Here is a 25,431-nt window from a genome sequence, read left to right on the forward strand (position 1 = left end):
GGCTCAGGAAGAGACCGCGCCAATCTCGTCGCGCAGAATCCGCGCCGCCGTGGCCGCCTCGGCTGCCGGTTCGGCGGCACCCACCGCGTCGTAGTACGCCGCAAGAGCCTCCAGGCAGTCAGCCGTCAGCGGGTCACGCTGCCCGGCCGTCAGCCGGATGGCCTCGGCAATTTTGTCGTGGGCCTCGTCCAGGTCAGCACTGTCCGCGGCCAGCCGTCCCAATCCGAGCAGGGCCTGTGCGATCCCGCGGTCATGATCGATCCGCCGAAACCCTTCCAGACTTTCCAGGTACGACGATCGCGCGTTCTCCGCATGCCCCAGCCGCCACTCCGCGTCGCCGAGGCTGACCAGGCCGAACGGCAGGCCGTAGCCGCTGCTGGTCCGGCGGGCGTTGCCGACCGTTGACCGGTAGTAGGCCGCGGCTTCGTCGTACCGGCCGAGTTCGTAGCAGAGGATGCCGAGGTTGTGTTCGGCAGCGACCAGGGTGGGAGCATGCCCGGTCTCCGGCTCCAGCGCCAGGCATTCGTGACAGAGCTGCTCCGACTGATCGAAGTGCCCGAGCAGCCGGGCCACGGTCGCGCTCCAGAGCAGCACCTCGGCTCGCACCAGCGGCTCGACGGTCGCGTCGAGGAGGGCCCGAACCTGTGCCAGCCAGCCGTCCGCCTCGGTGATCTGCCCGGTCCAGCCCCAGTACCGCCACAGATAGCGGGCAAACTCGATGGAGCGCGCGGTGTCACCGCTCGCCAAGGTGTACTGAACCGCGGCTCGCAGGTTCGCATCGTCGGCCGCAAGCCGTTGTTTCCAAGCGTTCTCGGCTGGTCCGACCAGCTCGGCCCGGCCGGCGAACTCGAGGAAATACGCCGCGTGCAGTGCGGCGAAGCGCGCGTGCCCGGCCGGTTCGAGCTGCTCGGTCGCATACTGCCGAACCGTCTCCAGCAGACGGAACCGCTCGGGCTCAGGCGTCACCAGACTGCCGTCGATCAACGCCACGAAATCGGGCAGCCCGGCGCCGGTGACCGCGAGCGCTGCCTCCGTGGTGAAGCCTCCGGTGAAGACCGACAGCCCGGCGAGGATTTCGCGCTGCCGCTCGGTCAGCAGCCGGCTGCTCCACTCGAGTGTGTCGCGCAGAGTGCGATGCCGCTCGGGCAGATCGCGCGCGCCACCCGCGAGCAGTTCGAGATCGCTCAGCTGGGCCAGCAGTTGGGCCGGAGTCAGCACGCGCAGCCAGGGCGCGGCCAGCTCGATTGCCAACGGCAGTCCGTCGACCCGGCGGCAGATCGCCGCCACCGGGTCGATCTGGTCGGGCGTCAGGACGAATCCCGGTACGGCGGAACTCGCGCGGCGGGCGAAGATCCGGAGCGCTGGAAGGTCGACCGCGTCGGTCGGCAAGGATCCCGGGATCACGAACGGCCGGACCGCCAGGAGCCGTTCGGCGCCGACCTGTAGTGCGGTTCGACTGGTCGCCAGCACCCGGAGATCCGGGCAGGTCGCGAGCAGGTCCGCGACCAGCGCGGCGGCCTCGGGGAGGTGCTCGAAGTTGTCCACGAGCAGCACGGTCCCGGTTGCCCGTAACGCGGTGGCGAGGCGCTCGGCGGGCGGCGTACCGGGGTGTTCTTTGAGACCGAGTGAGCGCAGCATCTGCGGGGCCACGGCCTCCGGGGTCCGGAGGTCGGCCAGCGGGACGAAGACCACGTCGGCGAGCTCGGCCGCGATGGCGATCGCGAGCCTGGTCTTGCCGACTCCGCCCGGGCCGGTCAGGGTCAGCAGCCGGGTCGCCGGATCGGCCAGTAGCTCAGTCGCCTCGGCAAGTTCCGCGTCGCGGCCGAGCAGCGCACCGGCCGGGATCGGCACCCGCAGCGTCTCCGCGGCCTGCACCAGCCGGGATCCTCGGCGGGCCTCCTCGAACCGTTCCCGGTCCGCGGGGCCGAGGGTCAGCGCGTCGGCGAGGATCGCGAGGGTACGGCGTTGTGGGCGCTGCCGTTCGCCGCGTTCGAGCAGGCCGATCGCGTCGACGCTCACCCCGGACCGGTCGGCCAGCTCCTCCTGCGTGAGCCCCGCCCGCTGCCGGAAGTGCCGAAGCAGATCCCCGAACTCCCCAGCTGCCACCTGGAAAGCGTAGTCGTCGCCCAGGTGTTTGTCGGGGCGTTTGTCGGTGGCGACCGGGCGCGTCCCGGCGGATGCTCGTAGGCATGGAGCAGAACAAGACCGTCGTACGGCGGTGGGTCGAGGCCGGCAACGACCGCAAGCTCGAGGTGTTCGATGAACTGTTCACCGCGGACACGGTCGACCACGTCAGCGGCAACGCCGGGATCGCCTGGTGGAAGGAGGTCTTCAGCTGGATCGGGGAGTCTTTCCCGGACTGGCAGTGGACCGGCCCGGTGCTGATCGCCGAGCACGATCTGGTCACGGTCAAGCTCGACCTGACCGGCTCGCACCAGGGCTCCCGGCTGCCGTTCCTGAGTGGAATCGAGCCGGCCGGTACGCCGATCATCTGGCGGCACTTCCACCTGTTCCGGCTGGAGAACGGCCTGATCGCCGAACACTGGGCCAGCCGCGACGACCTCGGCGTACTGCGGCAGCTAGGAGCCCGATGATGGCGGCGTACCGAGTTCTTCGGGACGGCAGCGATGTCTCGGGCGAGAGTGGGGCGGAGCGCGCGGTCGGGTTCGCGGAGTACCTGGCCACGTCACAGCTGGAGTCGCAGCGGCTTGTCGAGGCAGCGCTGGCGGCCGGCCTGGATGCCGCCGTACCGACTTGTCCGGGCTGGACGGTTGGCGGACTGCTCAAGCACGTCGGTGGCTTGGCGCGGGGTGTCACCGACTACCTGCGCACGGGGAATCCGCATCCGCCCACTGAGGCCGCGAAGCAGAGCTGGTTCGTATCGCCGCCCGCTGGCACCGATCTGGTCGATTGGTACGCCGGAACCAGGGCTGAGCTCGCGGAAGCCTTCCTGGCCGCGGACCCGCAGACCGCCTATTTCAGCTTCCTGCCGGCCGAGTCGCCGTTGCTGTTCTGGGCCCGCCGCAACGCCCATGAGACCGCGATCCACCGGGCCGATGTGCAGCTCGCGGCCGGTGCCGAGATCACGCCGTACGAGGCGGCGTTCGCCCGGGACGGGATCGCCGAGCTGCTGGCGTTCACCGCGCTGAGCCTCCGGGCCGATCCGGGGTTCACCATCGCGGCCGCCGGCTCGCTGCTCCATGTGGGCCCGGCGGACTGCACCGTCGCGCCGGACAGCGGTGGTCCGGTCGACCTCCGCCTCGTTGGGCCGGCCAGCGCTGTCTACCTCACGCTCTGGAACCGGACCCCGCCGACCGATGTTCAGCTGGCGGGTGACCCGGCGCTGCTCGACTACTGGCGAAATCACGCGCGCTGGGAGTTGTAAACTCTGCTGGGTGACAGACGCGCCGGTGGGGATCTTCGATTCAGGCTTCGGCGGTCTTACCGTCGCCCGCGCGGTGCTGGATCAGTTGCCGCATGAGCCGATCCTGTATCTCGGCGACACGGCCCGCCAGCCGTACGGGCCGAAGCCGATCGCTGAGGTTCGTGAGTACGCGCTCGAGTGCCTGGATCACCTGGTCGAGGCCGGGGTGAAGATGCTGGTGATCGCCTGCAACTCGGCCAGTGCCGCGATGTTGCGAGATGCTCGCGAGCGGTACGACGTACCGGTGGTCGAGGTGATTCTGCCGGCGGCTCGGCGGGCGGTTGCGGCGACGCGCAATCAGAAGGTCGGCGTGATCTGCACCCATGCCACGGCGACCTCGTTGGCGTACGACGACGCGTTCGCCGCGGCGCCGCAGGTCGAGCTGATCACGCGGCCCTGCCCGAAGTTCGTCGACTTCGTCGAGTCCGGGGTGACCTCGGGTCCGGAGTTGCTGGAGGCGGCCCATGAGTATCTGGACCCGCTGGTCGAGGCCGGGGTCGACACGCTCATCCTCGGCTGCACGCACTACCCGCTGCTCACCGGCGTGATCCAGTACGTCGTCGGTGACCGCGTCACGCTGGTCAGCAGCGCGGAGGAGTGCGCCAAGGATGTGTACGGCGTGCTGACCAAGACCGGACTGCTCCGTGCCGACGACCTGGCCGAGCCCAAGCATCGCTTCGTCACCACCGGTACGCCGGCCGAGTTCGAGGCGATCGGCTCCCGCTTCCTCGGCCCGGTCCTGTCCGGAGTAGACCAGTTCGCCTGGGTGCGTTAGGCCTCTGCCCGCGCCCGACCCTGCTCCAGCACCGCCAGCAGGATGAATGCCACCACGATCGTCCCCGCGGCGACGACGTAGCACCACGGCGCGTCCAGGTAGTTGGCGGCGGTGAGCACGCTCGGTCCCTTGTCGGTCCAGAGCCGGAAGATCAGCGCGACGATGCCCTCCCAGATCCCCAAGAACGCCACCACGAACATCACCAGTCGGTACATTCCCTCGTTCATGGATACGACCGTACCAACGGTCGAGTGCGACTTTAGTCTTGAAAACTGCCATTACGTCACGAATAGACTGGGGTCGTGCGTGATGAAATGTGCCGGGTCTGCGGACAGCCGCTGAGTCCGCCGGAGCGTGGCCGGCGGCCGGTCTACTGCTCGCGGGCCTGTCAGGCCAAGGCTTACCGCGCTCGGCGGACACCCGTGGCCGAGGTTCCCGAGAGCGACCGCCGGACCGAGCGCCGTACCGAGATCGCCGAGGTGGTGTGGCGGATCGCGGCCGACCAGGGGCTGGACGCGGTCAGCATGCGATCGGTGGCGGCGGCTGCCGGGGTGTCGGTGCGCGTTGTGCAACATCACTTCGGAACCAAGCACCAGCTGCTCGTCGATTCGCTGGAGTTGTTGCATCGCACCAACGAACAGCTCGCGGCCGGCCGGATCCAGGCCGACCTGACCGACCCGAAAGCCTTGCTGCGCGCGATCCTGGACGAATTCCTCCCGCTCGACGCGCACCGGCGGCTGAGCCTGCGCGCGATGACCGGCTACTTCGCGCGGAGCCTGAGCGATCCCGCGCTGGCCGCGGTCTTCCTGAGCGGCGATCGCTCGCTCGAGGACTTCGTCGCCCTCGTCCTGCGGTACGCCGAGGAGCAGGAGCGACTGCGCCCCGGCGTCCATGTCACCTCGACCGCCGACGTGCTGGTCTCCGCTGTGACCGGGCTCGCCCTGGATGTTGTCCTCGGCACCAGATCTGCCCGTGATGTGCGCGAAATCATAGCCAGGCAACTGGATCAGCTCTTCCGCGACGCGACCGGTTCTCCTGCGAACCCGGCAACCCGCCGGTAATCTTCAAGATATGAAGCTCACCGTGCTCGGCTGCTCCGGGTCCGTCCCCGGGCCGGACTCGGCCGCCTCGAGCTATCTGGTCACTGCCGAGGATTTCCACCTGGTCCTCGATCTCGGCAGTGGTGCTCTCGGATCGCTCCAGCGGCACCTTGCCGTCCCGCAGATCGGCGCGATCGGCCTGTCCCACTTGCATCCTGACCACTGTATGGACCTGTGTGGCCTCTATGTCGCGGCGAAGTACGCACCGGGTTCACCGATTCCCCGCATCCCCGTGTTCGCCCCGCCCGGTGCGGCGGAGCGGATGGCCCTGGCCTATGACCTTCCCGTCGATCCCGGCATGGAGGAGGAGCTGGAATTCCATACCTGGCAGGACTCTCAGCAGATCGGCCCGTTCACGGTCCGGACCGCACCGATGGTGCACCCGGTCCCGGCGTACGCGATTCGCGTCGAGTACGCCGGCAAGGTGCTGGTGTACACGGGTGACACCGGGCCGAACGACGCACTGATCGAGCTGGCTCGCGGTGCCGACCTGCTGCTGTCCGAGGCCGCCTTGCAGGACGAGAATCCGAACAACCCGGTCGACCTGCACCTGACCCCGTCCGACGCCGGCGAACATGCCAAGAAGGCCGGTGTGAAAAAGCTCGTGATCACGCACGTCCCGCCGTGGTACAACCGGGTGACCCAAGCTGAGAACGCCCGGCGCACCTATTCGGGACCGATCGAGATTGCGACCCCACATGCAGTTTTCGACATCTGACCAAGTCCCGTTGTGGACCGCAACAACCGGTACGGCGACCCCTGCCGCCGCGCCGGTGATCATCCTTCATGGTGGTCCGGGTACCTGGGACGACCATGCAAGGCTCGCAGGGATGGTCGACGATCTGACCGTCGTGCATCGGTTCGACCAGCGGGGCTGCGGCCGATCCGGCGCGTCCGACGACCTGTCGATGGCGCGCTGGGCCCAGGACATCGATGAACTGCGGGCGTTCTGGGGCCACGACAAGATCGTTGTCATCGGCCACTCTTTCGGCGCCACCCTGGCCGTCACCTACGCCGCGCTGTATCCCGAGCACGTGGCCGCAGTGGTCTACCTCGACGGGGTCGGCATCGGTGACTGGCGGACGGGCGAGGCCGCGGTCCGCGATCAGCGGATGACCCCGGAGCAGGTCGCCCGCCTGGAGAACCTTGGTGGTCGTCCTCGGAGTCGCGCCGAGGAGATCGAATTCCGGGTGCTGGCCTGGTTCCCCGACAACGCGGATCCCGAGCATGCGATGGAGTGGGCCCTCGAGGACGCTTCCGTCGACCTGCCGATCAACTGGACCGTGAATCGCACCCTCATGAGCGAAATCAACAGCTGGCCGGACAGTCGCAAGTCCGACGACGTCGCCGCGATCCCCGCGCCGATCACGTTCATCCACGGTGAAGGTGACCCGCGCCCGCACACCGCCGTACAGGCTCTGGCCGAACACGCTCAGCAGCCGGCGTTCCACCTGATCCCGGACGCCGGTCACTCACCGTGGCGCGAGCAGCCGGCCGCCGTCCGCGAAATCCTTCGCGCCGTGGTGCTCAAGACACCCTGATCGACATCGTGGCGCCAGGGATCGGCATCGACAACGCCTCCGCCTCGACCGCGGCCCGCTCGTCAGCATTGAGCACACCCGCTACTCGCAGCTCGACCGCTCCCTGCCGACGTCCCCAGGCGCCGCGAATCTTGCCGTCAACCATCAACCCATGCGGGTGATGCCAATCGTTCAACTCGATCCGGGACTTCTGCCCGGGCCCGGCGAACAACCCGTAGCGGTCCGCCCCGAACAACCGCAGATCCGAAGCCACTAGAAACCGTGCACCCGTCACGGCAGGCGCTGACCGTACGGCGTCCTCGTCGGCAGCGAGGATCGCTGCGGCTCGTCCCTCCAGCTCGACCGGCAACAGCTCGTCGTCCAGCCAGCTCCACACGGTCCGCGCGTCAGGCCGCGACAAGCCTGCCCACCAGCTGAACGTCTCCACGGTAGTCGGCCCGAATGCGCGCACATGCCGACGGCACAACTCCAGGTGGGCCTCACGAAAGTCGATCTCCGGTGCCGCGACCTCCCGCGCGTACAAGGCACTCGTCGTCCACCGCAGAACGAACCGCCCAGTCGCACAAGCACCCCGCAACTCCGGATGCCCCCGCCGCCGCTCTGCTCCCGCGAACTCCCCGCAGATCCGATCGGCCAACTGCGCCACCTTCTGCTGCTCCACAGGATCGAGCGGAATCCGGCCGATCGTGAACACGCCGAAATCATCCGCAGGCAGCACATAGACCGCCGCCCGCGGGCTGTACGTCTGCACCAACCCCGGCGCCTCCCAGGCCTCAGGCTCACACGAGTCCACCCGCGCATGCAGCCCAACCAACGCGTCCCGCGGCGCCGTGTCCTGCAGCCCGTACCGAGCGGCCTTCACATACGAACCGCTCGGCAACCGCTCACTCAGCCGATTCACCGCCAGCCGATACCGAACCGCCTGCTGGTAGTCGATCCGGAGCGCAGTCATACCCGTTGTCTAGCAGGTTGGGCGGACCGCCCCCACTCACCAACTGCCTTCCGTCAGGAGTTTCGGCCCCCGCCTGAGCGTGCCGGACCAGCCGCGACGCGAATTGGTGAGTGTTGGCGGTCCGCGATCCCGATGGCATCGCCCGGCTGCAGGCCGAAGTGGCTCGCCGCCGAACCGCCGCGGATCACGAGCTCGGCCACGTTTGAGCTGCCCGGGATGAGCCCGGGCTCGTTGCGCGGTACGGCGGTCAGGTGCGGATAGCGATGTACACCCGGCAGCTTGATCTCCTCGGGCGCGCGATCGAGCTTGCAGTTGCCGAAATTGTCGACGACGGTCACGATCGGGCCTACGTCCGGAGTGTCGGGAATCGCGGTCCGGGTGGCCGGGACCGCGCGGCCGTCGGCGACCCATTTCGCCAGCAGGGGCAGGTACCAGAGGCTGCGGAACTGGGTGTTGGTGATGCGCTGGGCCTCGATCGGGTCGAAGTCGGTTGCCGCCAGCACCTCGGCGATGTCGGTCACGAAGACCTCGGTGATCCCGAGCTCCCGCCGTACCAGCGCCAGCGCCCGCGGGTTGAACGTGCTGGCGACGAGGTGCTTGCCGTAGTGGAAGAAGCAGAACGGGACGCCGTTCGGCCAGCCGCCGTCGCGGGGCGCGAGGTTGAGCAGGGTGATGGTCGGGTGGCCGGCCTCACCCAGGGACTCCGTCGATCTCAGGCAGTCGAGCAGAGTCAAGGCCGCGAACGACTCGGGGTCCGGGCCGTCGAGCGCGATGATCGTGGGGGACTGCCCGAAGAGGGCGCCGATGCGGGTGCTGAGCCGCGCGCGGGCGTTGCCGTCGAAACAGTCGGTCAGGTAGGTGATCGGGTACATGCGAGGTCTCCTGGGGTGGTTGCAGAAATGAGAAGAGGCCCCCCGACAGGGAGGCCTCTCGCTGCAAGCACGCGTGACTACGCGGCCGAGGATCCTCCGTATCGAGGGCTCAGCATTCGCATGATGTTCCTGGTCACGTCAGAAATGCTACCTCACCGCACCTGGCCGTTGTCGAAGTAGCTGATCAGGGTCGGATCGAGGTCCGGTACGTCGATTGGTACGCCGTTCGACCGGAGTGAGTTGGTGGCCGCGACCCCGGCGGCGACCGCGGCGCGGGCGGCGATCGGGGAGGTCAACGTTGTACCGCCGTCGCGGACGAAGGTGAGGAACTCGTTGACCAGGTGCGGGTCGGCGCCGCCGTGGTGCTCGGTCTCGCCGGCGATCTCGACCACGATGTCGGCGTCCTCGCGGTACCCGGAACGGCGGCTGTTCCAGACCTTCACCACGCCGCCGGCGGTGTCGCCGAAGTTCTCCAGGCGGCCGTGGGTGCCGATGACGGTGTAGTTGCGCCAGTAGTCCGGCGTGTAGTGGCACTGCTCGTAGGTGACGAAGACCCCGTTGTCCAGCAGCAGGTTCGCCATCGAGAGGTCCTCGACGTCCATCACCGGGGCGAGGCCCTTCTGCTCCAGCGGGGGCCAGTTGTCCGAGCTGACGAAATCGGAGAACCGCTGGCCGGTCCGATCGAGCCGGTCCTCGATCCCGCCGTACAGGGTCAGGGCGCCCATCGCGTTGACGCGCTTGGTGTAGCCTCCCGCCAGCCAGTGCATCACATCGATGTCATGGGCCCCTTTCTGCAGCAGGAGCCCGGTGGTACGACGGCGGTCGGCGTGCCAGTCCTTGAAGTAGAAGTCGCCACCGTGGCCGACGAAGTGCCGGCACCAGATCGCCTTCACGTCGCCGATGGCGCCGTCCAGGATCAGCTGGCGCATGGTCTGTACGACGGGCATGTGGCGCATGTTGTGACCGACGTACAGGCGGGCGCCGGACTCGTAGGCCGCCTGCAGGACGCGGTCGCAGCCCTCGGTGGTGATCGCCAGCGGCTTCTCCACGAAGACCGGGATCCCGGCGCCGAGGAAGTCGACCGCCGGACCCTCGTGCAGGTCGTCCGGGGTGGTCAGGAAGACGCCGTCGAGCTTCTGGTCGAGCAGCTCGGTGTGATCGGCGTACGCGGTCGCCTCCGGGTACTTCTCCAGAGCGAGGTCCCGCTGCGCGGCGACCGGGTCGGCCACGGCGACGATCGCGCTGCCCTCGCCGGGCCGGTGTGCGTATCCCGCGAGGTAACTGCGGGCACCGAGTCCCACCACGCCGAGTCGAAGATCAGTCATCAGCCAGCAACTCCTGCACATAGTTGTTTGAATCACCCTAACTCCGAGCAGTTCCGTCCTTCAATCACCTGTCCTCTGTATGAAATTGCCTTCCTGGTCACCCAGCCGACAGCGGCACCTCGCCGCGTGTCGTCACCATGACGGAATGTGAGCCTCCACTACGTGGCACTGGGGGACTCGACCACAGTTGGGGTCGGGGACCCGATGAACGGCAGCAGTACGACCGACCTTTCCGGTGCCGGCGCGCGCCCGGGGGAAGGGTGGCGGGGCTGGGCCTCGCTGCTCGCCGACTCCTTGGGCAGCTCCCACCGTGTGACGTTCTCCAATTTCGCGACCAGTGGCGCGACCACGGATCTGGTCGCGACCGAGCAGCTCCCCGAGATCGGGAGCGGGCCGATCGACCTCGCCTCGCTGATCGTCGGGATCAACGACACCCTGCGATCCTCCTTCGACCCCGGCCGGATCCGCGACCAGCTGCACACATGTGCCGAGGCGCTGACCGCGCGCGGTGCATTGCTGCTCACCGTCCGGTTCCACGACCACGCCAAGATCTTCGGCCTGCCGAAGTGGGTCGGACGGCCGCTGTGGCAGCGGATCGAGCAGGTCAACCTCGCCTACGACGACCTCTACAGCCGGTACGGCGGGATCCGGCTCGACATGGCCGACTTCCCGGAGATCTACCGGCGCGACTTCTGGAGCATCGACCGGATGCACCCCGGTGAGCTCGGCCACCGCAAGCTGGCCCGGATGTTCGCCGACGAACTGACCCGGCGGGGCGTGCGGATCGACGTACCGCCTGAGCTGGATTGTGCGTACAAGCCGCCGAGCAAGTGGGCCGACACCGTCTGGATGGTTCGCGAGGGCGTTCCGTGGCTGGGCCGCCGCGCCGGTGACCTGGTCCCGTTCGTCGCGCGGATGGCCGTCAGCCAGCGCCGACCCGCCTCCGGTGCCCTCACCAATGCGGAGGTGAGACGCCTGGAGGCATAGGGTTTGAACCATGGCTCGCATCGACGGACGTACCCCTGACCAGCTTCGACCGGTAACCCTGACACGGAAGTGGCTTGACCACGCTGAAGGATCGGTCCTGGTGGAGTTCGGCAAGACGCGGGTGCTGTGTGCGGCGAGCGTGACCGAGGGTGTGCCGCGGTGGCGCAAGGGTTCCGGGCTGGGCTGGGTCAGCGCGGAGTACGCGATGCTGCCGCGGTCGACGAACACGCGCTCGGACCGTGAGTCGGTGAAGGGCCGGATCGGCGGCCGGACCCACGAGATCTCGCGGCTGATCGGGCGTTCGCTGCGTGCGGTGATCGACTACAAGGCCCTCGGCGAGAACACGATCCTGCTGGACTGCGACGTACTGCAGGCTGACGGTGGCACGCGGACGGCGGCGATCACCGGCGCGTACGTCGCGCTGGCCGACGCGGTGTCGTTCCTGCGTGACCGCAAGCTGCTGAAGAGCGAGCCGCTGACCGGCACGGTCTCCGCGGTCTCCGTCGGAATCATCGACAGCGCCCCGATGCTCGACCTCTGCTACGAGGAGGACGTGCGGGCCGAGACCGACATGAACCTGGTGATCACCGGCGACGGCAAGTTCATCGAGGTGCAGGGCACGGCCGAGGGTGCGCCGTTCGACCGCGCCGAGCTGGACAGCCTGCTGTCGCTCGGACTTGCCGGCTGTGCGGACCTCACGAAGCTGCAGCAGGAGGCCCTCGGATGACCCGCGTTCTGCTGGCGTCGAACAACAAGAAGAAGCTCGAGGAGCTGCGCCGGATCCTCACGCCGATCGTGCCGGGGATCGAGGTGCTCGGGCTCGGCGACGTGCCGCCGTACCCGGAGCCGCCGGAGACCGAGCCGACCTTCGAGGGCAACGCGCTGCTGAAGGCGCATGCCGCGCTGGCCGCGACCGGACTGCCGTCGATCGCCGACGACAGCGGGATCTGCGTCGACGCGCTGAACGGGATGCCCGGCGTACTGTCTGCGCGTTGGTCCGGGCCGGCCAAAGACAACAACGCGAACAACCAGCTGCTGCTGGGTCAGCTCGAAGATGTGCCGGACGAGCGGCGCGGTGCGTCGTTCGTGGCCGCGGTCGCGTTCGTGCGTCCGCACGCGGCTGACGAGCTGGTGCTGGGTGAGATGCGCGGCTCCGTGATCCACGAGGTTCGCGGGACCGGCGGCTTCGGGTACGACGTACTGTTCCAGGCCGACGGCTACGACCGGACCACGGCCGAGCTGTCGATCGAAGAGAAGGACGCGATCAGCCACCGTGGCAAGGCCTTGCGCGCGCTGGCCCCGATCGTCGCGAAAGCATTGGGGGCCTGAGCATGTTGTTCGCCGGACGTGACCGTGAAGGTGTCGAGGACGGCTGGATCACCTCGGCCTACCGCCGCTGGTCCGAGGCCCGCGTGGTCGAGGGACGGATCTACCGCACCAACGCCGGCCGGATCCAGATCGACAGTGTCAGCGAGATCAACCCCGCGCTGATCGCCGACAACGATCCCGACATCGCCCTCGCGGACCGCAGCAACGCCGGCGACATCCTCCGCCGCCTCCGCGGCGACGAGTCCTGGCCGACCTTCCTGATCCGCTTCCACCTCGTCAAAGGCCCGGACCCCCGCGAAGAACTGGCCGCCCAGACAGACCTCACCGACGAGGACCTGGCCGACCTCACCGACCGCCTGGCCCGCTTCGACGCCACCAACCCCCACGGCGCCTGGACCACCCAAACCCTCCGCCTCATCGCCACCAAACCAGCCACCCGAGCCGCCGACCTCGCAGCCACCCTCGGCCGCGAGACCGCCCCCTTCAAACTGGACGTCCGCAAACTGAAAAACCTAGGCCTCACCCACAGCCTGGAAACCGGCTACGAACTCTCCCCCCGCGGAACGGCCTACCTCAAAACCCTCGACTAGCAGCCGTCTACGTTGCAGGTGGTTTTGGAGGCTGCTGCTAGTTGTTGGTCGGCTTGGGTGTTGAGGATGGCTTGGCGGAGGGCGGCGGGGGTGGGGACGCCTTCTAGGCGGGTGGTGCCTACCAGGATGGTGGGGACGGACTGGATTTGGTGGGTCTGGGCTTCGCGGAGGGCTTCTTGGTGTCTGGACTGGTAGGTGCGGTTGTCCAGGGCGGCTCGGAAGGCGTTGCCGTCCAGGCCGATTTCTGCTGCCAGGGTTGCTAGTACGGCGGGGTTGCCTAGGTCTTGGTCTTCTTGGAAGAAGGCTTGGAACATGCGGTGGGTGTACTCGGTGCCCTTGCCGTGGTCGGCGGCGTACTGGTAGCCCTCGAAGGCGAGGTGCGTGTAGGGCTGGGGGGAGACGGTGGGCAGGGTGATGTCTACGCCCAGCTCGCGGGCCATCGGGTAGACGGCTCGGGCCCAGATGGCGGGGAGGTAGTCGTCTTCGGGGCGCAGGGTGGGGTGCGGGTGCGCTCGCAGCTCGAAGGGCATCCACTCGATGTTGACGTACAAGTCCTTGGTCGCCTCCTCGATCGGTCCTTCGGCGAGCATGCAGAACGGGCAGACGTAGTCGGAGAAGATCTTGATCGTGACCTGGTCAGTCATCGGGGTCAGCCTTTCCGGCCGGTCATGAACTCCTGGAACGGGACTTCGTGGCCCTCGAGCGGGGCGTGCGTCACCTTGATCGGCCAGGTGGTCGGGTCGTTGGCGAAGATGGCGTACGAGCTGGAGTAGTTGAAGCCGTAGCGGTCGGCCGTCGTGCGGTCGGACGCGTAGACGATGTGCTCGATGCTGAAATACAGCGCCGCCAGGTAGCACAGGGCGCAGGGCTCGCCGGAGGCGATCAGCGTGGCTCCCGCGACGCCGAACCGGCCGGCCTTCTTCGCGGCCGCGCGCAGTGCGACGACCTCGGCGTGCGCGGTCGGGTCGTCGTCCTCGAGGACCCGGTTGAAGCCGGTGCCCAGGACCTGGCCGTCCCGTACGACGATCCCGGAGAACGGGATGCCGCCTTCGGCGACGTGCGCGCGGCTGATCCGGATCGCTTCCGCCACATGCGGAGTCAGCTGGTCGTTCGGCATGCAGTGTCCTTGGGGGAGTAGTGACGGGAGCACGCCCGGAGTGCCCGCCCGGACGGGGGCGAGCTACCCCGGGGTGCCGTACGGAACGCGTTCAGACGCCGGCGTTCTGGGCTTCCTGCGGCTGCTCGACGGCTGCCCTCGGGGTGTCGAACTTGTCGGCGAGCTTCAGCCAGATCACCCCGAGGACGATCAGGCCGAGCCACAAGGACTGGACGACGGTGAGGCTCTGGTCGAAGAAGACCGGGCCCAGCGCCGCCGCACCGGCTGCGCCGATCCCGGCCCAGACGGCGTAGCCGATGCTGACCTCGATGGTGCGCAGCGCGGCGCTCAGCGCCCACAGCGTGAGCAGGAAGAACACGACGGCGACGAGCGACCAGGTCAGGCGGGTGAAGCCGTGGCTTCCGCCGACCGAGAGCGCGTAGCCGATCTCGAACACACCGGCGAGCAGGAGCATCAGCCAGGACTTGGCTGCGGAGGGGCTGGTCGAAGACATCTGCAGGATTCCTTTCGAGGGGGAGGGTTACGCGGCGCCGCTGAGCTGGAGACCGACGACGCCGGCGATGATCGCCGCGATGCCGAGCCCCTTCCGCCAGCTGAGCTTCTGGCCGAAGACGAGTACGCCGAGCAGTGTGATGCCGATCCCGGAGATCGAGGTCCACATCGCGTAGCCGACGCCGACGTTGAAGGTCAGCAGCGCACGGCTGAGGAAGAAGGTGCCGAGGGCGCCGCTGACGAGCGTGATGATCGTCCACTTGCGGTTCTTGAAACCGTCGGCCTTGCCGGCTGCGATCGCCACGACGACCTCGAAGACGACGGCGATGCCGAGTAGAAGCCAGTGCATGAGGTGTCCTCCAGAGAATTGCTTGTACATGCAAGCGATGCTCCGGACTGTACGGCAAAGCCCCGGGCAAGGGAAACCCCGAGAGGTTGCACGGGCATGTACTCTGGTTCAAGAATCAATCGAGGAGGACCGCGCTCCATGACAACCTCGCAGGTCGCGCCGCCGCGCACATCCGATCGCAGTGCCTGGGATCGCGTGCTCGCGCTGCATACGCAGGTCGAGCGTGAGCTGGCCGCGGCGCTGCAGAGCCGGCACCACATCGGCCTGTCGGAGTATCGGTCGCTCGAGCACCTCGTCGCCTCCGGGACCAGCGAGCTGCGGATGCAGGAGCTCGCGGACAAAGTAGGCCTCGGGCAGTCGTCAATCACCCGCCTGGTAGGGCGTTTGGAGACGGCCGGCTTCGCGTTCAAGGATCTGTGCCCGTCGGACAAGCGCGGGGTCTACGCGGTCATCACCGACGAAGGACGCAAGCGCTACCAGCTGGCGCACGCCACCTATGTCGAGGTCCTCTCGGCCGCGCTGAACAGTTTCGCCGCCGATCCCGAGCTCGCCTCGACCGTCCAGGCGCTGCGCACCGCGTAGCCCAGCACCCCCGACCCCCGCTCGCCCTCGGCGCGCGGGGGTTTTTGTTTGCCTGCGCAAGCACCAATGATCCTGCTCACTACGACTTCGCCATGTAGATGCTTGACCAAGCATGTACCTCGCGGGATAGCTTCTGGACCGCAATACCCCGTCCAGAGACTTTCCCTAGCGCGAGGAATCCGCCGTGCCATCGCCCTGCCTGGCCGACGCCGTCGCTGTTCACGGCCTCCATCGGCCCCACCGAACCGCCCTGGTCTTCAACGACCGCTCCGTCACGTACGGGGAGCTGATCGACCTCACCCAGACCTACCGCGGTCAGCTGACCCAGCTCGAGATCCCGGCCGGCAGTACGGTCTGCGTCCCGGCGTACAAGACACCCGAGACGATCGCGCTGCTCCTCGCCGCCTTCCACGAGGACCTCGCCGTACTGGCTCCCGCACCTGACCTCGGCGCGGCCGCACTGGCTCGCCTGGCGCAGCAGGCTCGGGCCACCCACATCCTGACCGCGTCCGACACCCTGACCGCCGACCGGGTGCCGCAGGACGAGGTGGAGGCGGCCGGCTTCGCCAAGGCGGCGCCCGGCCTGCTCCTCACCACCTCAGGTTCCACCGGTACGCCGAAGATCGTGCCGATCGCGCCCGCTGGTTTCGACGCTTTCGCGGCCTGGGCCACGCAGGAGTTCGCGCTCACCTCGGATGATGTCGCGCTCTCCTATGCACCGCTCAACTTCGACCTCGCACTGCTCGACATCTGGTCGTTCCTGCAGCTGGGAGCGCGGGTCGTCCTGGTGGATCAGGGCAGAGCCACGGACGCGCCGTACATCCAAGCCCTCGTCGAGGCCCACGAGGTCACCTTCATCCAGGGCGTCCCGATGCTCTACCGCCTGCTGGCCGAGGCCGGTACGGCGTTCGCCGCGGTCCGCGAGGTGATCTTCACCGGCGACAGCGTGCCGGATTCGCTGCTGCCACAGGTGAGTGTGGCCTTCCCGAAAGCCAAGTTCCACAACATCTTCGGCTGCACCGAGACCAACGACTCGTTCATCCACGAGGTCGACCCCGCCACGCTGACCGGCAAGATGCCGATCGGCCGGCCCATCGCCGGCACCGAAGCCCGTGTCAGCGAAGCGGGCGAGCTGTTGGTGGCAACGCCGTTCCAGACCGCCGGCTATCTCAACACTGCCTTGAATGCGGCAGCCTTCGTCGAGCTCGACGGCCGCGTGTTCTACCGCACCGGCGACCTCGTCACGCGCGATGACGACGGCCTGTACAGCCTGCAGGGCCGGGCGGACTGGCAGGTGAAGGTCCGCGGGGTGCGCACCAACCTGCAGGAGGTCGAGCAGGTGATCGCCGCACATCCCGAGGTGCTCGAGGCGGTCGTCGTACCGCTGCCCGACGAACAGGCCGGCGTCCGGCTGCACGCCCACGTCAGCAGGCATCCCAGCAGCACGCTCTCCAGCCTGCGGCTGCGGACCCACGCCGGTGAACACCTGCCCCGGCACGCGATTCCGACCTCCGTGCACATCACGGACACCCCGCTGCCCCGGACGTCGACGGGCAAGCCCGACCGAAACCTGATCAAGAGCAACCGTATGAAGGAGATCCAGACGTGACCAGCAAGGACATCGCCGCCGAGATCCGTGCCCATGTCGTCGCGGAGTACCTGGCCGGCGAGGACGCCTCCGACCTGACCGGTGACTACGCCCTGATCGACTCCGGCGTCATCGACAGCCTCGGGCTGATCCGCCTCATCTCGCACCTCACCGAGGCCTACCAGGTCTCCTTCGACGACGTCGATCTCGGCCCGGACAACTTCCGCAGCCTCGACGCGATCGTCGACCTCGTCCAGACCCACTCCGTCGTACCCGTCCAGTAGAAGGAGCACGTCCCGAAATGATCGTCCGCAGCACTGACACCATCGCCCCTGTCGAGTGGGGCAACGGCCTCAGCTACCGCGTCCTCACCGAGGCCGACGGCATGGGCTTCGCCATCTGCGACACGCTGGTCCGGCGCGGCACCACGAGCGCCCTGCAGTACCGCGCCCACCTCGAGGCCTGCTTCTGCGTCGGCGGCTCAGGCGAGATCGTCGAGAAGGACGGCACCCGCCACAAGATCGTCGAGGGCAGCATGTACGCCCTCAACCAACACGACCCGCACTACCTGATCGCGTCCGACGACGAGGACCTGCACCTGATCTCGGTCTTCAACCCGCCGATCGTCGGCAACGAGAAGCACACCCTGTCCCCGGACGGCTTCTCGCAGTACTGAGTCGCCAAGGCTTGTCGGTGGTTGCCCAGTGCAACCACCGACAGGTGCCACCCAGCAGCCGAACCGAGGACACCGAATTGAACGACGACCTTTTCCACCTCGCCACCCCGTGGGCCGATCAGCTCAACGCCGGTCTGCAGGAGTCGGACACGGCCGGTGCCTTTCCGCAGGACAAGTGGAAGGCCATCCAGGACTCCGGAATTCTGCGGGCCCCGTTCGCCCCGGACTTCGGCGGTAGCGGCCACAGCCTGACCGGAACGATGCGCGCGCTCGAAGGGCTCGGCTACACCTCACGGGACGCCGGCCTGTCCTTCTCGACCTCCACCCAGATCGTCTCCGTCGGCATCCCGATGCAGCGGTTCGCGACGCCGGAGCTCAAGAAGCGTTACCTGCCGAAGATCATGGCCGGTGACCTGATCACCGCGCACGCGATCACCGAGGAGTCCGGTGGTTCCGACGCGATCAACATCTCCACCGTGGCCCATCGCGACGGCGACGACTACGTGGTCAACGGCAGCAAGATGTTCATCACCAACGCGCCGATCGCCGACCTGTTCCTCCTCTACGTGCGCACCGGCAAATCAGGCCCCTTCGGCCTGACCACCCTGCTCGTCGAAGCTGACACACCCGGGCTGACCGTCGGACCGACGATGGACAAGATCGGCCTGCGCACCAGCCCGATCGGCACGCTCTCCTTCGACGAGCTACGCATCCCCGCCAGCAACCGCATCGGCGCCCACGGCGCCGGCTTCCTTGTCCTGGACTACGTGATGAAGCGCGAGGTCCTGTTCGGTTTCTCCCTCAGCCTCGGCGAAATGACCCGCCGCCTCGAGGAGACCGTCGAGTTCGCCAAGACACGCGCCCAGTTCGGACAGCCGATCGGCAAGTTCCAGGCGATCTCGCACAAGCTCGCCGACATGAAGATGCGCGTCGAGACTGCCCGCAAGTGGCTGGCCGACACCGGCGCCAAGGTCGAGGCCGGGCAGGACGCAGCCTTCGATCTCGCGGCCACCAAGACGATCGTGTCCGAGGCCAACTTGCAGACGGCCCTCGACGCCGTCCAGATCCATGGCGGCCGCGGGGTGCTCACCGACTTCGGGATGGAGCGCGAGCTGCGCAACTCCATCGCCGGCACGATCTACTCCGGCAGCTCCGAGATCCAGCGCAACCGCATCGCCACTCTGATGGGCCTTTGAGGAGCAATCATGATCGACCTGACCAGTTCAACCGCCTTCCTGGACTACGAAACCGACGAGGTCCAGGCCTTCATCGACCACGCCGTCAAGGACCGCTCGGCAGACCAGACCACTAACGCGATCGAGCTGTACTACGCCGTACGGGACGGCATCTTCTATGAGGTGTACGGCGCCGACCTGTCCGCCGACGGGCTGAAGGCCTCGAGCACGGTACGGGCGAAGTCCGGCTTCTGTCTGCACAAGTCCGTCGTGTACGCGGCCGCGGTCCGCGCGCTCGGCATCCCGTCCCGCCTGGTGTACGGCGATGTGCGCAACCACCTGGCGTCGCCGCGGCTGATCGAACACATCGGCGGCGATGTCTTCTTCCACGGCCTGACCCAGGTCCAGCTGAACGGCAAGTGGGTCAAGGCCACGCCGGTGTTCAACAAGATGCTCTGCAAGCTGTACGGCATGGAGGCCCTCGAGTTCGACGGGATCTCCGACAGCCTCTACCACCCGCACGGCAGCGGCGGATCGATGGAGTTCCTCGTCGACCACGGCAGCTACGACGACGTCCCGTACGACTACGTCATCGAGACCATGCGCGCCAAGCACCCCAAGTTCCTGTCCGGCAGCGAAACCGTCAGCGGCGGCAGCCTCGCCGCCGAAGCAAACTCGGTGGCCTTCTGATGATCAACGATGGCTGGGATGCCGGCATCCGGATCGGTGTCGTCGTACCGCATGCCGACGTCGGCCCCGAGGCCGAGCTGCAGGCGATGGCGCCGGCGTCGGTGTCCATCCACGGATCGCGGATCCACTTCGCCGCGATGCGGGCCGGCGGCGAGATGGACGAGAAGATTCCGCACGACCCGGTTCGCGCGTTCGTCGAGCCGCCGTACCTGGACCAGGCAGTGGAGTTGGTGGCCGCCAGCCCGCTGAATGTCTTGGCGCTTGGCTTCACCTCGTCCAGCTATGTGCTGAAGGCCAAGGGGGAGGCGGAGCTGTACGAGCGACTCGCGCCGGTCACCCGTGGTTTCCCGATCACCGGCACGACCAAGGCGGCGCGCGCGGCCTTCCATGCGCTGGGCGCGCGCAAGATCGCGATCGTGAACCCGCCGTGGTTCGACGACCTCCTGTCGGAGCAGGGCGCGGACTACTTCCGCGAGTTCGGGTTCGACGTCGTACATCACGGGCCCTGTGGTCTGCCGTCGAACCAGAAGGCGATCACACCGACGAACCTGTCCGCCTGGATCCGTACGACGGTCGCCGAGCGCGACCCGGACGCCGTTCTCGTGGCAGGCAACGGGATTCGCGCCGTCGGAACCATCAAGCCGCTCGAGGATGAGCTCGGCTTCAACGTGGTCACCGCGAACCAGGTGCTCATGTGGCACGCCTTGCACCTGGCCGACGCGGCCCACGTTGCCGCCGAGATCACCGACTACGGCCACCTCTTCAGCACCACGCCCAAGAGCTAGGCGACCTGGCGCAGGTACGGCCGGTCCAGCTCCGGTAGGTGGTACGCGGCCAGCCGGTCATAGGTGTACGCCGCGGACGCCAGCGTCATGTGGTGATGCCAGCCCGGGTACGAGCGGCCCTCGAAGTCCCGCAGGCCGAAGTCGCGTTCCATCCGGCCGATGACGCCGGCCGCGGTGGCTGGTCCGTCGACCAGCGCGAGGAGCTCGTCGAACGGCCGGTTCGGCATGTTCGTGAGCCACAAGCCGCCCGGTCGGCCCCGGTCGTGTTCGCGGCACTCGAACAGGCGATAGGTGCGCTGCAGGCCCGGCCTGGTCTGGGTGCGCGGCAGATAGGCGAGCCCGGTCGCGTGCGGGGCGGGGCCGGTGCGCTCGTCGATGAGCTGTTCGGCGCGCATCGGCGTACCTTCGGCACGTTGCCGAGCGGCCAGGTGGCTCCCGGGCTGGAGCAGCAGGTTGGCCGGTACGGCGATGACGAAGTCGTGGCCGCGCTCGACCAGACCGTGGATCAGCGTGCAGGTGTCGACGTATCCGACCAGGTCCGCCACGACCGGCATCGGCCGGTGGGCGCGGCGCGGCGGGAGACCGTTGAGCAGATCCAGGACGCTCGCGGTCGTCGATGCCACCACGGCTTCACCCGGGATCCGGGCCCGTCGGCACTGCGCGGCGCCGCACCACTCCTCGGGCAGCAGCATCGTCCAGGCAACGGGCAGGTCCTCGGTGTCCGAGGACAGGAAGGAGCCGACCCCGACCTGGCAGTTGACGGTGCGTCCGGTCTGCGGGATGAACCGCCGGTGCACGCCGCAGGACTGACCGCCCCGCTTCGGCAGCACCACGGGAGCGAGGGTCCACGACCGCGGCCGGGTCTGCCGTTCGACCCAGCGCATGAGTTCGGTCTGGATCGGCTCCCATTCCCACGGGCTGGCATTGATGAACTGATGCAGGGCCTGGGCGGCGGTGTCGGAATCGGTGACCGCGGCTGCCATCCGCCGTACCGTCTTCTTGCCGGGGGTCGTGAGCAGTCCCTGCACGTAGACCTCGGCCCAGCGCCGCTGATCGGCCCTGGGTATTCGGCTGAACAACTGGTGGGTGAATCGGGCGAAGCTGGTCGGGTGCGCAACCATGCTGGCATCTCCTCCCTGAGACCCACCGGGGCTGGTGGGCGCCCTCAGAGAATAAAGAACGTCCGCTATGTTTTTTAGGCCCGAAGAGGCACCTCGCTGCAACTTCACCATGTTGCCAATTCGAGTTTCACAAAGCCTCACACGAGTTACCGTCCGGGTAATTGCTTGATTACTGTCCGGACAATCAGGCAAGCGTTTGGATCGACTGCTTCGACCTGAATTGAATAGCTATTCGAGCTGGTCGCGGCGGCGGGTCAGGTAGGCGGCTTCGGCGGTGTTGCCGGCCAGGTCGATGGCCTGGGTGTAGGCCGCGCGCGAGTCGTTGCTGCGGCCCAGCCGGCGGAGCAGCTCGGCCCGGGTGGCGTGGAAGGCGTGGTAGCCGGCCAGGGCCGGTGCGAGTCGATCGACGGTGCCCAGGGCCGCGTCGGGGCCGTCCAGCTCGGCGACCGCGATGGCTCGGTTGAGGGCCACGACCGGCGACGGATCGACGCGGACGAGTTGGTCGTAGAGGGCGACGATCTGCGACCAGTCGGTGTCATCGACGTCGCGCGCCGAGGTGTGTACGGCGTTGACCGCGGCCAGGATCTGATAGCGGCCGGGCGCGATCCCGGATGCCAGTCGATCGCGGACCAGTTGGTGGCCTTCGGCGATCAATCCGGTGTCCCACGCATTGCGGTCCTGGTCACCGAGCGGGACGAGCTCACCGGTGGCCGAGACTCGCGCCGTACGGCGGGCTTCGGTCATCAGCATCAACCCCAGCAGACCCGCCACCTCACCGTCGTCGGGGAGCAGCGCGCGGATCAGCCGAGTGAGGCGGATCGCCTCGGCGGTCAGCTCGTGGCGGACCGGATCGGTGTCCGGGCCGGTCGCCAGATAGCCCTCGTTGAAGACCAGGAAGAGCACCGCGAGTACGCCGGACACGCGCGTCGGCAGGTCGTCGGCGGCAGGCACCCGGTACGGGATTCGGGCCGCCTTGATCTTCGCCTTCGCCCGGGTGATCCGCTGACCCATCGTGGTCTCCTGGACCAGGAACGCCCGCGCGATCTCCGGCACGGTCAGCCCGCCGACCATCCGCAGCGTCAGTGCGACCCGGGTCTCCGGTGCGAGCGCCGGATGACAGCAGGTGAAGATCAGCCGGAGCCGCTCGTCGTCGATCACGCCCAGAGGCTCGACAGGTTCGTCGTACGCCAGCTGGGCCTCCTTCTGCCGGTCGTCGCGTTTGCTTTCCCGCCGGAGCCGGTCGATGGCCTTGCGGTTCGCGGTCGTCGTCAGCCAGGCGCCGGGATTGGGCGGTACGCCGTCACTCGGCCAGCGCTCCACGGCCACCGCGAACGCCTCGGCCGCAGCCTCCTCGGCGATATCCAGATCGCCGTACCGGCGGGCCAGCCCGGCCACGACCCGAGCCCACTCCTCGTGGTGAACCCGAGTGATCGCTTCGCTCGCCCCTCGGTCATCCGCTTGCACGCGCACCACGCTAATGCACCAATGGCGCGAATAAGCTGGGCAGATGGCAACCGTCAGGCAGTTTCAGGTGACTTTCGACTGCGCGGAACCCGAGCGCGTCGCCCGGTTCTGGTGCGAGGCCCTCGGGTACGTCGTTCCGCCGCCACCGCAGGGGTTCGAGTCCTGGGAGGCGTTCAGCCAGGTGCTGCCGCCCGACAAGCAGGGCTCGGCCTTCGCGTGTGTCGACCCCACCGGTGTCGGCCCGCGGCTGTTCTTCCAGCGGGTCCCCGAAGGCAAGGTGGTCAAGAACCGCGTCCACCTGGACATCCGCGTCGGCACCGGACTCGTCGGTGACGAGCGGCTTGCCGCGCTCCAGGCCGAATCCGACCGCCTGGTCGCGCTGGGCGCCGTACAGGGACAGATCCTGTACGCCGACGGCGTCAACGAGTCCTGCATCAACATGCAGGACATCGAGGGCCACGAATTCTGCCTCGACTGAGATCTGTGCCAGAGGCGGGACTCGAACCCGCACACCCGAAGGCACCGGCACCTAAAGCCGGCGTGTCTGCCGTTCCACCACTCTGGCTGAGGAAGAAGCTCCCCTAGGACAGACATCCTAGGGGAGCACGCTGCTTCAGCGGCTCTGCAGGGCGTCGATGAAGACCTGGCGGAGGTCGCCGGGGTCCTTGGCGACGTACGACTGACCACCGGTGGCCTGGGCCAGGCGGCGGAGCTCGTCGGGGTTCGCGTCGGGGCCCATGCCGAGCGCGATGATCCGGACCGGGCGGTCGGGGTCGGTGATGCTCTGCAGGTTGCGGACCGTCGCGTCCAGGTCGGCGCTGCCCTTGTCGTCGTTCTTGCCGTCGGTGAACAGCAGGATCGAGTTGATCGCGGTCGCGTCGTAGTCGGCGCGGACCGCGCGGACGGCCGCGATCGCGGTCTCGTACAGACCGGTGCCGCCGTTCGGGATCGGCTTCTGGACCTTCAGCGCGTTGCCGATGGTCTGGCGCTGCTTCGCCGAGAGCGGCTTGATCGGAACCAGCTTGTTGTAGTCGGCGCCTGCGTTGCCGATGTTCGAGGAGAATGTCCACAGGCCCAGCGACGCGGTGTCCGGGAACAGCTTGAGTCCCTCGGTGGCCGCCTCGATGGTGAGCTGCATCCGGGTCTTGCCGTTGACCATCTCCGACATCGAGCCGGAGACGTCGATCACCGCGAGCGAGTGGGTGGACAGCGACAGCCGGCTCCAGTTGCCGAGGGTGCGCTCGATCGTGTCGCCGTTCGGCTTCGGGAGCTGGTCGACCTCGCCGACGCCACGACCGCCGCTGAGCTGGCCGAGCAGCTGGTCGCGGAAACCGGCCTGCTCACGGGACTGGCTGGCGGCGTCCTCGAGCATCTCGGCGCCGAGGGCCTTGCCCGCCTCGCTGACCTTCGTGGTGTCGGCCTTGGCCGTGACCACGATCGGGTAGTCGAGCGAGAGCGTGCCGGTGGCCGGCATGATCGCCTTGAGCCCGCCCTCGGGGTGCTCTTCCTGATACTTCACGAACGCCTGCTCCGAGGCCGGCACGATGACCGTGCTGCCGTCCTGGGCCGCGCGGCCGAAGAGCGCGTTCACGTCCGTGTACGGCTTGGCCATCGAGCCGAGCGTCTGGGCGAGCGGCACGATGACGCCGTTGACCGCGGTGTCCGGGGTCGAGGTCTTCTGCCGCTCGGCCTGGATCGCCAGCAGCGACAGCGCGCCGGGCGACGTACCCAAGGGGTCGAGCAGGGCCGGTCGCGCGCCGGCGAAGGCCCGCAGCCAGGACGAGGTGTCGGCGAAGTTCGTGTTCTTGCCGACCAGGACCATCGGCGAGCTCGCGATCGACGGTACGGCGATCGACGGCACGGACTCGCCGTCGTCGGCCTGCGAGATCCACAGCGACGAGTCCGGGATCCAGAGGTCGGGCCGGTTGTCGCTGCCGTTCGCGAGGTCGCGGGCGACGGAGGCCGCCGGGGTCGCCGTGATCGTGAACTGCAGGCACGGGACGCCGTTCTTACCGCCCTTGGTGGCCAGCGACTTGGCCGCGGTCTCCAAAGAGGGCTGTAGTTCCGGTGTGGTGGTCAGCTTGACCTGGGCGGGGTCGTCGCAGGCCTTGCCGCCGAGAATTCCGTCGGCGCCCGACTCCGAACCGAAGGACCGCACGACGAAGACGCCGCCGATCGCCAGCACCAGTAGGCCGACCGCGGTGATGTACACCGGTCGGCGGTTGTTGTTGCTGGTGTTACTTCGCGTTACCGCAGAGGAATGCTTTCCCATCGCGGTTGGTCCCTCCCTCCCAGAGGCTCACTGCGCGCGCACAGTACCCGGTTTGGGCAGGTCAGGGCGAAGTTCGCAACGAACCGAAACAAGCCCTCCGGAAGACTGCAACGGTCTTCGGAGTACTGCTCGTTCTCAGGAAAGCGGGAAATCTCACAGTCGGTAATGCAGCAGTTCCGGTCCGCTCAACAGACGCTGTGATGCAGATCACAGCTCGCGGATCGG

30 protein-coding genes and 1 tRNA gene are annotated in these 25,431 nt (G+C 67.8%); 18 read left to right on the top strand and 13 right to left on the bottom strand.

Going from position 1 to position 25,431, the window contains the following annotated elements; translation table 11 throughout:
- Positions 1-3 precede the first annotated feature (3 nt).
- Positions 4-2,106, bottom strand: coding sequence for an ATP-binding protein (locus OG474_RS27775; RefSeq protein ID WP_405056524.1), 2,103 nt, complete (start codon positions 2,104-2,106; stop codon positions 4-6).
- 83 nt (positions 2,107-2,189) lie between these two features.
- Here OG474_RS27775 and OG474_RS27780 point away from each other — a divergent pair, with 83 nt between their 5' ends.
- From OG474_RS27780 to murI, 3 genes are read left to right on the top strand one after another with little or no spacing between them, the layout of a single operon-like run.
- Complete coding sequence (locus tag OG474_RS27780) at positions 2,190-2,594, top strand: ester cyclase (RefSeq protein WP_405056525.1); 405 nt, start codon at positions 2,190-2,192, stop codon at positions 2,592-2,594.
- Positions 2,594-3,385 carry a maleylpyruvate isomerase family mycothiol-dependent enzyme gene (locus OG474_RS27785; protein WP_405056526.1) on the top strand — a complete coding sequence of 264 codons (792 nt, stop codon included), beginning with the start codon at positions 2,594-2,596 and terminating at the stop codon, positions 3,383-3,385. The genes OG474_RS27780 and OG474_RS27785 overlap by 1 nt, the downstream gene beginning before the upstream one ends.
- 10 nt (positions 3,386-3,395) lie before the next feature.
- The gene (murI, locus tag OG474_RS27790; protein WP_405056527.1) at positions 3,396-4,199 is read left to right on the top strand and encodes a glutamate racemase; all 804 of its coding nucleotides are present in this window, start codon (positions 3,396-3,398) and stop codon (positions 4,197-4,199) included.
- On the opposite strand, the gene OG474_RS27795 is transcribed toward murI, so the two are convergent.
- Positions 4,196-4,426, bottom strand: a complete 231-nt coding sequence (locus OG474_RS27795; protein ID WP_405056528.1) for a hypothetical protein — start codon at positions 4,424-4,426, stop codon at positions 4,196-4,198. The two genes, murI and OG474_RS27795, sit on opposite strands and share 4 nt — an antisense overlap.
- Positions 4,427-4,501: 75 nt before the next feature.
- Between OG474_RS27795 and OG474_RS27800 the strand changes: the two genes are divergently transcribed.
- The 3 genes from OG474_RS27800 to OG474_RS27810 are packed head-to-tail and all read left to right on the top strand — an operon-like array spanning position 4,502 to position 6,840.
- Positions 4,502-5,260 (top strand): TetR/AcrR family transcriptional regulator, encoded by a 759-nt coding sequence (locus OG474_RS27800; protein WP_405056529.1) that lies wholly within the window; start codon positions 4,502-4,504, stop codon positions 5,258-5,260.
- A 10-nt stretch (positions 5,261-5,270) separates the two neighbouring features.
- Positions 5,271-6,017 carry an MBL fold metallo-hydrolase gene (locus OG474_RS27805; RefSeq protein ID WP_405056530.1) on the top strand — a complete coding sequence of 249 codons (747 nt, stop codon included), beginning with the start codon at positions 5,271-5,273 and terminating at the stop codon, positions 6,015-6,017.
- A complete protein-coding gene (locus tag OG474_RS27810; RefSeq protein ID WP_405056531.1) occupies positions 5,998-6,840 on the top strand; it encodes an alpha/beta fold hydrolase in 843 nt (280 codons plus the stop codon). Before OG474_RS27805 ends, OG474_RS27810 begins: the two co-directional genes overlap by 20 nt.
- On the opposite strand, the gene OG474_RS27815 is transcribed toward OG474_RS27810, so the two are convergent.
- The 3 genes from OG474_RS27815 to OG474_RS27825 form a co-directional block, all read right to left on the bottom strand.
- Positions 6,827-7,792 carry a DNA glycosylase AlkZ-like family protein gene (locus tag OG474_RS27815; RefSeq protein ID WP_405056532.1) on the bottom strand — a complete coding sequence of 322 codons (966 nt, stop codon included), beginning with the start codon at positions 7,790-7,792 and terminating at the stop codon, positions 6,827-6,829. The genes OG474_RS27810 and OG474_RS27815 overlap by 14 nt on opposite strands.
- Before the next feature lie 53 nt (positions 7,793-7,845).
- Positions 7,846-8,664: a hypothetical protein gene (locus OG474_RS27820; RefSeq protein WP_405056533.1), complete on the bottom strand. Its 819-nt coding sequence runs from the start codon at positions 8,662-8,664 to the stop codon at positions 7,846-7,848.
- 152 nt (positions 8,665-8,816) lie between these two features.
- A complete protein-coding gene (locus tag OG474_RS27825; protein WP_405056534.1) occupies positions 8,817-9,989 on the bottom strand; it encodes a Gfo/Idh/MocA family protein in 1,173 nt (390 codons plus the stop codon).
- 147 nt (positions 9,990-10,136) lie between these two features.
- On the opposite strand from OG474_RS27825, the gene OG474_RS27830 reads away from it, so the two are divergent.
- The 4 genes from OG474_RS27830 to OG474_RS27845 are packed head-to-tail and all read left to right on the top strand — an operon-like array spanning position 10,137 to position 12,895.
- Positions 10,137-10,976, top strand: a complete 840-nt coding sequence (locus tag OG474_RS27830) for an SGNH/GDSL hydrolase family protein (protein WP_405056535.1) — start codon at positions 10,137-10,139, stop codon at positions 10,974-10,976.
- 10 nt (positions 10,977-10,986) lie between these two features.
- Positions 10,987-11,703, top strand: coding sequence for a ribonuclease PH (gene rph, locus OG474_RS27835; protein WP_405056536.1), 717 nt, complete (start codon positions 10,987-10,989; stop codon positions 11,701-11,703).
- Entirely contained in the window at positions 11,700-12,305 is a 606-nt protein-coding gene (gene rdgB / locus OG474_RS27840) for an RdgB/HAM1 family non-canonical purine NTP pyrophosphatase (RefSeq protein ID WP_405056537.1), read from the top strand. Before rph ends, rdgB begins: the two co-directional genes overlap by 4 nt.
- 2 nt (positions 12,306-12,307) lie before the next feature.
- Positions 12,308-12,895: a hypothetical protein gene (locus tag OG474_RS27845; RefSeq protein ID WP_405056538.1), complete on the top strand. Its 588-nt coding sequence runs from the start codon at positions 12,308-12,310 to the stop codon at positions 12,893-12,895.
- On the opposite strand, the gene OG474_RS27850 is transcribed toward OG474_RS27845, so the two are convergent.
- From OG474_RS27850 to OG474_RS27865, 4 genes are all read right to left on the bottom strand, one after another.
- Positions 12,892-13,539 carry a DsbA family protein gene (locus OG474_RS27850; RefSeq protein WP_405056539.1) on the bottom strand — a complete coding sequence of 216 codons (648 nt, stop codon included), beginning with the start codon at positions 13,537-13,539 and terminating at the stop codon, positions 12,892-12,894. The two genes, OG474_RS27845 and OG474_RS27850, sit on opposite strands and share 4 nt — an antisense overlap.
- A gap of 5 nt (positions 13,540-13,544) precedes the next feature.
- Positions 13,545-14,012, bottom strand: coding sequence for a nucleoside deaminase (locus OG474_RS27855; protein WP_405056540.1), 468 nt, complete (start codon positions 14,010-14,012; stop codon positions 13,545-13,547).
- A gap of 91 nt (positions 14,013-14,103) precedes the next feature.
- Positions 14,104-14,505: a DMT family transporter gene (locus OG474_RS27860; RefSeq protein ID WP_405056541.1), complete on the bottom strand. Its 402-nt coding sequence runs from the start codon at positions 14,503-14,505 to the stop codon at positions 14,104-14,106.
- 27 nt (positions 14,506-14,532) lie between these two features.
- Complete coding sequence (locus tag OG474_RS27865) at positions 14,533-14,853, bottom strand: DMT family transporter (RefSeq protein ID WP_391543224.1); 321 nt, start codon at positions 14,851-14,853, stop codon at positions 14,533-14,535.
- Positions 14,854-14,991: 138 nt separating this feature from the next.
- Between OG474_RS27865 and OG474_RS27870 the strand changes: the two genes are divergently transcribed.
- From OG474_RS27870 to OG474_RS27900, 7 genes are all read left to right on the top strand, one after another.
- The gene (locus OG474_RS27870) at positions 14,992-15,435 is read left to right on the top strand and encodes a MarR family winged helix-turn-helix transcriptional regulator (protein ID WP_405056542.1); all 444 of its coding nucleotides are present in this window, start codon (positions 14,992-14,994) and stop codon (positions 15,433-15,435) included.
- Between the two features lie 184 nt (positions 15,436-15,619).
- Complete coding sequence (locus tag OG474_RS27875; RefSeq protein ID WP_405056543.1) at positions 15,620-17,044, top strand: AMP-binding protein; 1,425 nt, start codon at positions 15,620-15,622, stop codon at positions 17,042-17,044.
- Positions 17,041-17,307 (top strand): acyl carrier protein, encoded by a 267-nt coding sequence (locus tag OG474_RS27880; protein WP_405056544.1) that lies wholly within the window; start codon positions 17,041-17,043, stop codon positions 17,305-17,307. The genes OG474_RS27875 and OG474_RS27880 overlap by 4 nt, the downstream gene beginning before the upstream one ends.
- A 17-nt stretch (positions 17,308-17,324) precedes the next feature.
- On the top strand, positions 17,325-17,699 hold the full coding sequence (locus OG474_RS27885; RefSeq protein ID WP_405056545.1) for an ectoine synthase: 375 nt from the start codon (positions 17,325-17,327) through the stop codon (positions 17,697-17,699).
- A 77-nt stretch (positions 17,700-17,776) separates the two neighbouring features.
- On the top strand, positions 17,777-18,895 hold the full coding sequence (locus OG474_RS27890; protein ID WP_405056546.1) for an acyl-CoA dehydrogenase family protein: 1,119 nt from the start codon (positions 17,777-17,779) through the stop codon (positions 18,893-18,895).
- A 9-nt stretch (positions 18,896-18,904) separates the two neighbouring features.
- On the top strand, positions 18,905-19,564 hold the full coding sequence (locus tag OG474_RS27895) for a transglutaminase family protein (protein ID WP_405056547.1): 660 nt from the start codon (positions 18,905-18,907) through the stop codon (positions 19,562-19,564).
- A complete protein-coding gene (locus OG474_RS27900) occupies positions 19,564-20,349 on the top strand; it encodes a maleate cis-trans isomerase (protein ID WP_405056548.1) in 786 nt (261 codons plus the stop codon). The genes OG474_RS27895 and OG474_RS27900 overlap by 1 nt, the downstream gene beginning before the upstream one ends.
- Here OG474_RS27900 and OG474_RS27905 read toward each other — a convergent pair.
- Together OG474_RS27905 and OG474_RS27910 are read right to left on the bottom strand one after the other, a co-directional pair.
- Positions 20,346-21,470 carry an IS701 family transposase gene (locus tag OG474_RS27905; RefSeq protein ID WP_405056549.1) on the bottom strand — a complete coding sequence of 375 codons (1,125 nt, stop codon included), beginning with the start codon at positions 21,468-21,470 and terminating at the stop codon, positions 20,346-20,348. The genes OG474_RS27900 and OG474_RS27905 overlap by 4 nt on opposite strands.
- A gap of 228 nt (positions 21,471-21,698) precedes the next feature.
- Positions 21,699-22,934 (bottom strand): RNA polymerase sigma factor, encoded by a 1,236-nt coding sequence (locus OG474_RS27910; protein WP_405056550.1) that lies wholly within the window; start codon positions 22,932-22,934, stop codon positions 21,699-21,701.
- Between the two features lie 43 nt (positions 22,935-22,977).
- Here OG474_RS27910 and OG474_RS27915 point away from each other — a divergent pair, with 43 nt between their 5' ends.
- Positions 22,978-23,412 carry a VOC family protein gene (locus OG474_RS27915; RefSeq protein WP_405056551.1) on the top strand — a complete coding sequence of 145 codons (435 nt, stop codon included), beginning with the start codon at positions 22,978-22,980 and terminating at the stop codon, positions 23,410-23,412.
- A 6-nt stretch (positions 23,413-23,418) separates the two neighbouring features.
- Here the strand turns inward: OG474_RS27915 and OG474_RS27920 are convergent.
- Positions 23,419-23,499, bottom strand: a tRNA-Leu gene (locus OG474_RS27920).
- Between the two features lie 48 nt (positions 23,500-23,547).
- A complete protein-coding gene (locus OG474_RS27925) occupies positions 23,548-25,206 on the bottom strand; it encodes a substrate-binding domain-containing protein (protein WP_405056552.1) in 1,659 nt (552 codons plus the stop codon).
- Positions 25,207-25,431: the final 225 nt, after the last annotated feature.

Source organism: Kribbella sp. NBC_01505 (assembly GCF_045040285.1).
Classification (GTDB): domain Bacteria; phylum Actinomycetota; class Actinomycetes; order Propionibacteriales; family Kribbellaceae; genus Kribbella.

Bases quoted from the DNA above. Each gene is read 5' to 3' on its own strand.
- OG474_RS27795 (WP_405056528.1), bottom strand. From the start codon at position 4,426: ATGAACGAGGGAATGTACCGACTGGTGATGTTCGTGGTGGCGTTCTTG.
- OG474_RS27855 (WP_405056540.1), bottom strand. From the start codon at position 14,012: ATGCCGAACGACCAGCTGACTCCGCATGTGGCGGAAGCGATCCGGATC.
- OG474_RS27905 (WP_405056549.1), bottom strand. From the start codon at position 21,470: ATGGTTGCGCACCCGACCAGCTTCGCCCGATTCACCCACCAGTTGTTC.
- OG474_RS27900 (WP_405056548.1), top strand. From the start codon at position 19,564: ATGATCAACGATGGCTGGGATGCCGGCATCCGGATCGGTGTCGTCGTA.
- OG474_RS27805 (WP_405056530.1), top strand. From the start codon at position 5,271: ATGAAGCTCACCGTGCTCGGCTGCTCCGGGTCCGTCCCCGGGCCGGAC.
- OG474_RS27885 (WP_405056545.1), top strand. From the start codon at position 17,325: ATGATCGTCCGCAGCACTGACACCATCGCCCCTGTCGAGTGGGGCAAC.
- OG474_RS27850 (WP_405056539.1), bottom strand. From the start codon at position 13,539: ATGACTGACCAGGTCACGATCAAGATCTTCTCCGACTACGTCTGCCCG.
- OG474_RS27860 (WP_405056541.1), bottom strand. From the start codon at position 14,505: ATGTCTTCGACCAGCCCCTCCGCAGCCAAGTCCTGGCTGATGCTCCTG.
- OG474_RS27780 (WP_405056525.1), top strand. From the start codon at position 2,190: ATGGAGCAGAACAAGACCGTCGTACGGCGGTGGGTCGAGGCCGGCAAC.
- OG474_RS27815 (WP_405056532.1), bottom strand. From the start codon at position 7,792: ATGACTGCGCTCCGGATCGACTACCAGCAGGCGGTTCGGTATCGGCTG.
- OG474_RS27925 (WP_405056552.1), bottom strand. From the start codon at position 25,206: ATGGGAAAGCATTCCTCTGCGGTAACGCGAAGTAACACCAGCAACAAC.
- rph (WP_405056536.1), top strand. From the start codon at position 10,987: ATGGCTCGCATCGACGGACGTACCCCTGACCAGCTTCGACCGGTAACC.
- OG474_RS27820 (WP_405056533.1), bottom strand. From the start codon at position 8,664: ATGTACCCGATCACCTACCTGACCGACTGTTTCGACGGCAACGCCCGC.
- OG474_RS27915 (WP_405056551.1), top strand. From the start codon at position 22,978: ATGGCAACCGTCAGGCAGTTTCAGGTGACTTTCGACTGCGCGGAACCC.
- OG474_RS27865 (WP_391543224.1), bottom strand. From the start codon at position 14,853: ATGCACTGGCTTCTACTCGGCATCGCCGTCGTCTTCGAGGTCGTCGTG.
- OG474_RS27845 (WP_405056538.1), top strand. From the start codon at position 12,308: ATGTTGTTCGCCGGACGTGACCGTGAAGGTGTCGAGGACGGCTGGATC.
- OG474_RS27825 (WP_405056534.1), bottom strand. From the start codon at position 9,989: ATGACTGATCTTCGACTCGGCGTGGTGGGACTCGGTGCCCGCAGTTAC.
- OG474_RS27810 (WP_405056531.1), top strand. From the start codon at position 5,998: ATGCAGTTTTCGACATCTGACCAAGTCCCGTTGTGGACCGCAACAACC.
- OG474_RS27895 (WP_405056547.1), top strand. From the start codon at position 18,905: ATGATCGACCTGACCAGTTCAACCGCCTTCCTGGACTACGAAACCGAC.
- OG474_RS27785 (WP_405056526.1), top strand. From the start codon at position 2,594: ATGGCGGCGTACCGAGTTCTTCGGGACGGCAGCGATGTCTCGGGCGAG.
- OG474_RS27870 (WP_405056542.1), top strand. From the start codon at position 14,992: ATGACAACCTCGCAGGTCGCGCCGCCGCGCACATCCGATCGCAGTGCC.
- rdgB (WP_405056537.1), top strand. From the start codon at position 11,700: ATGACCCGCGTTCTGCTGGCGTCGAACAACAAGAAGAAGCTCGAGGAG.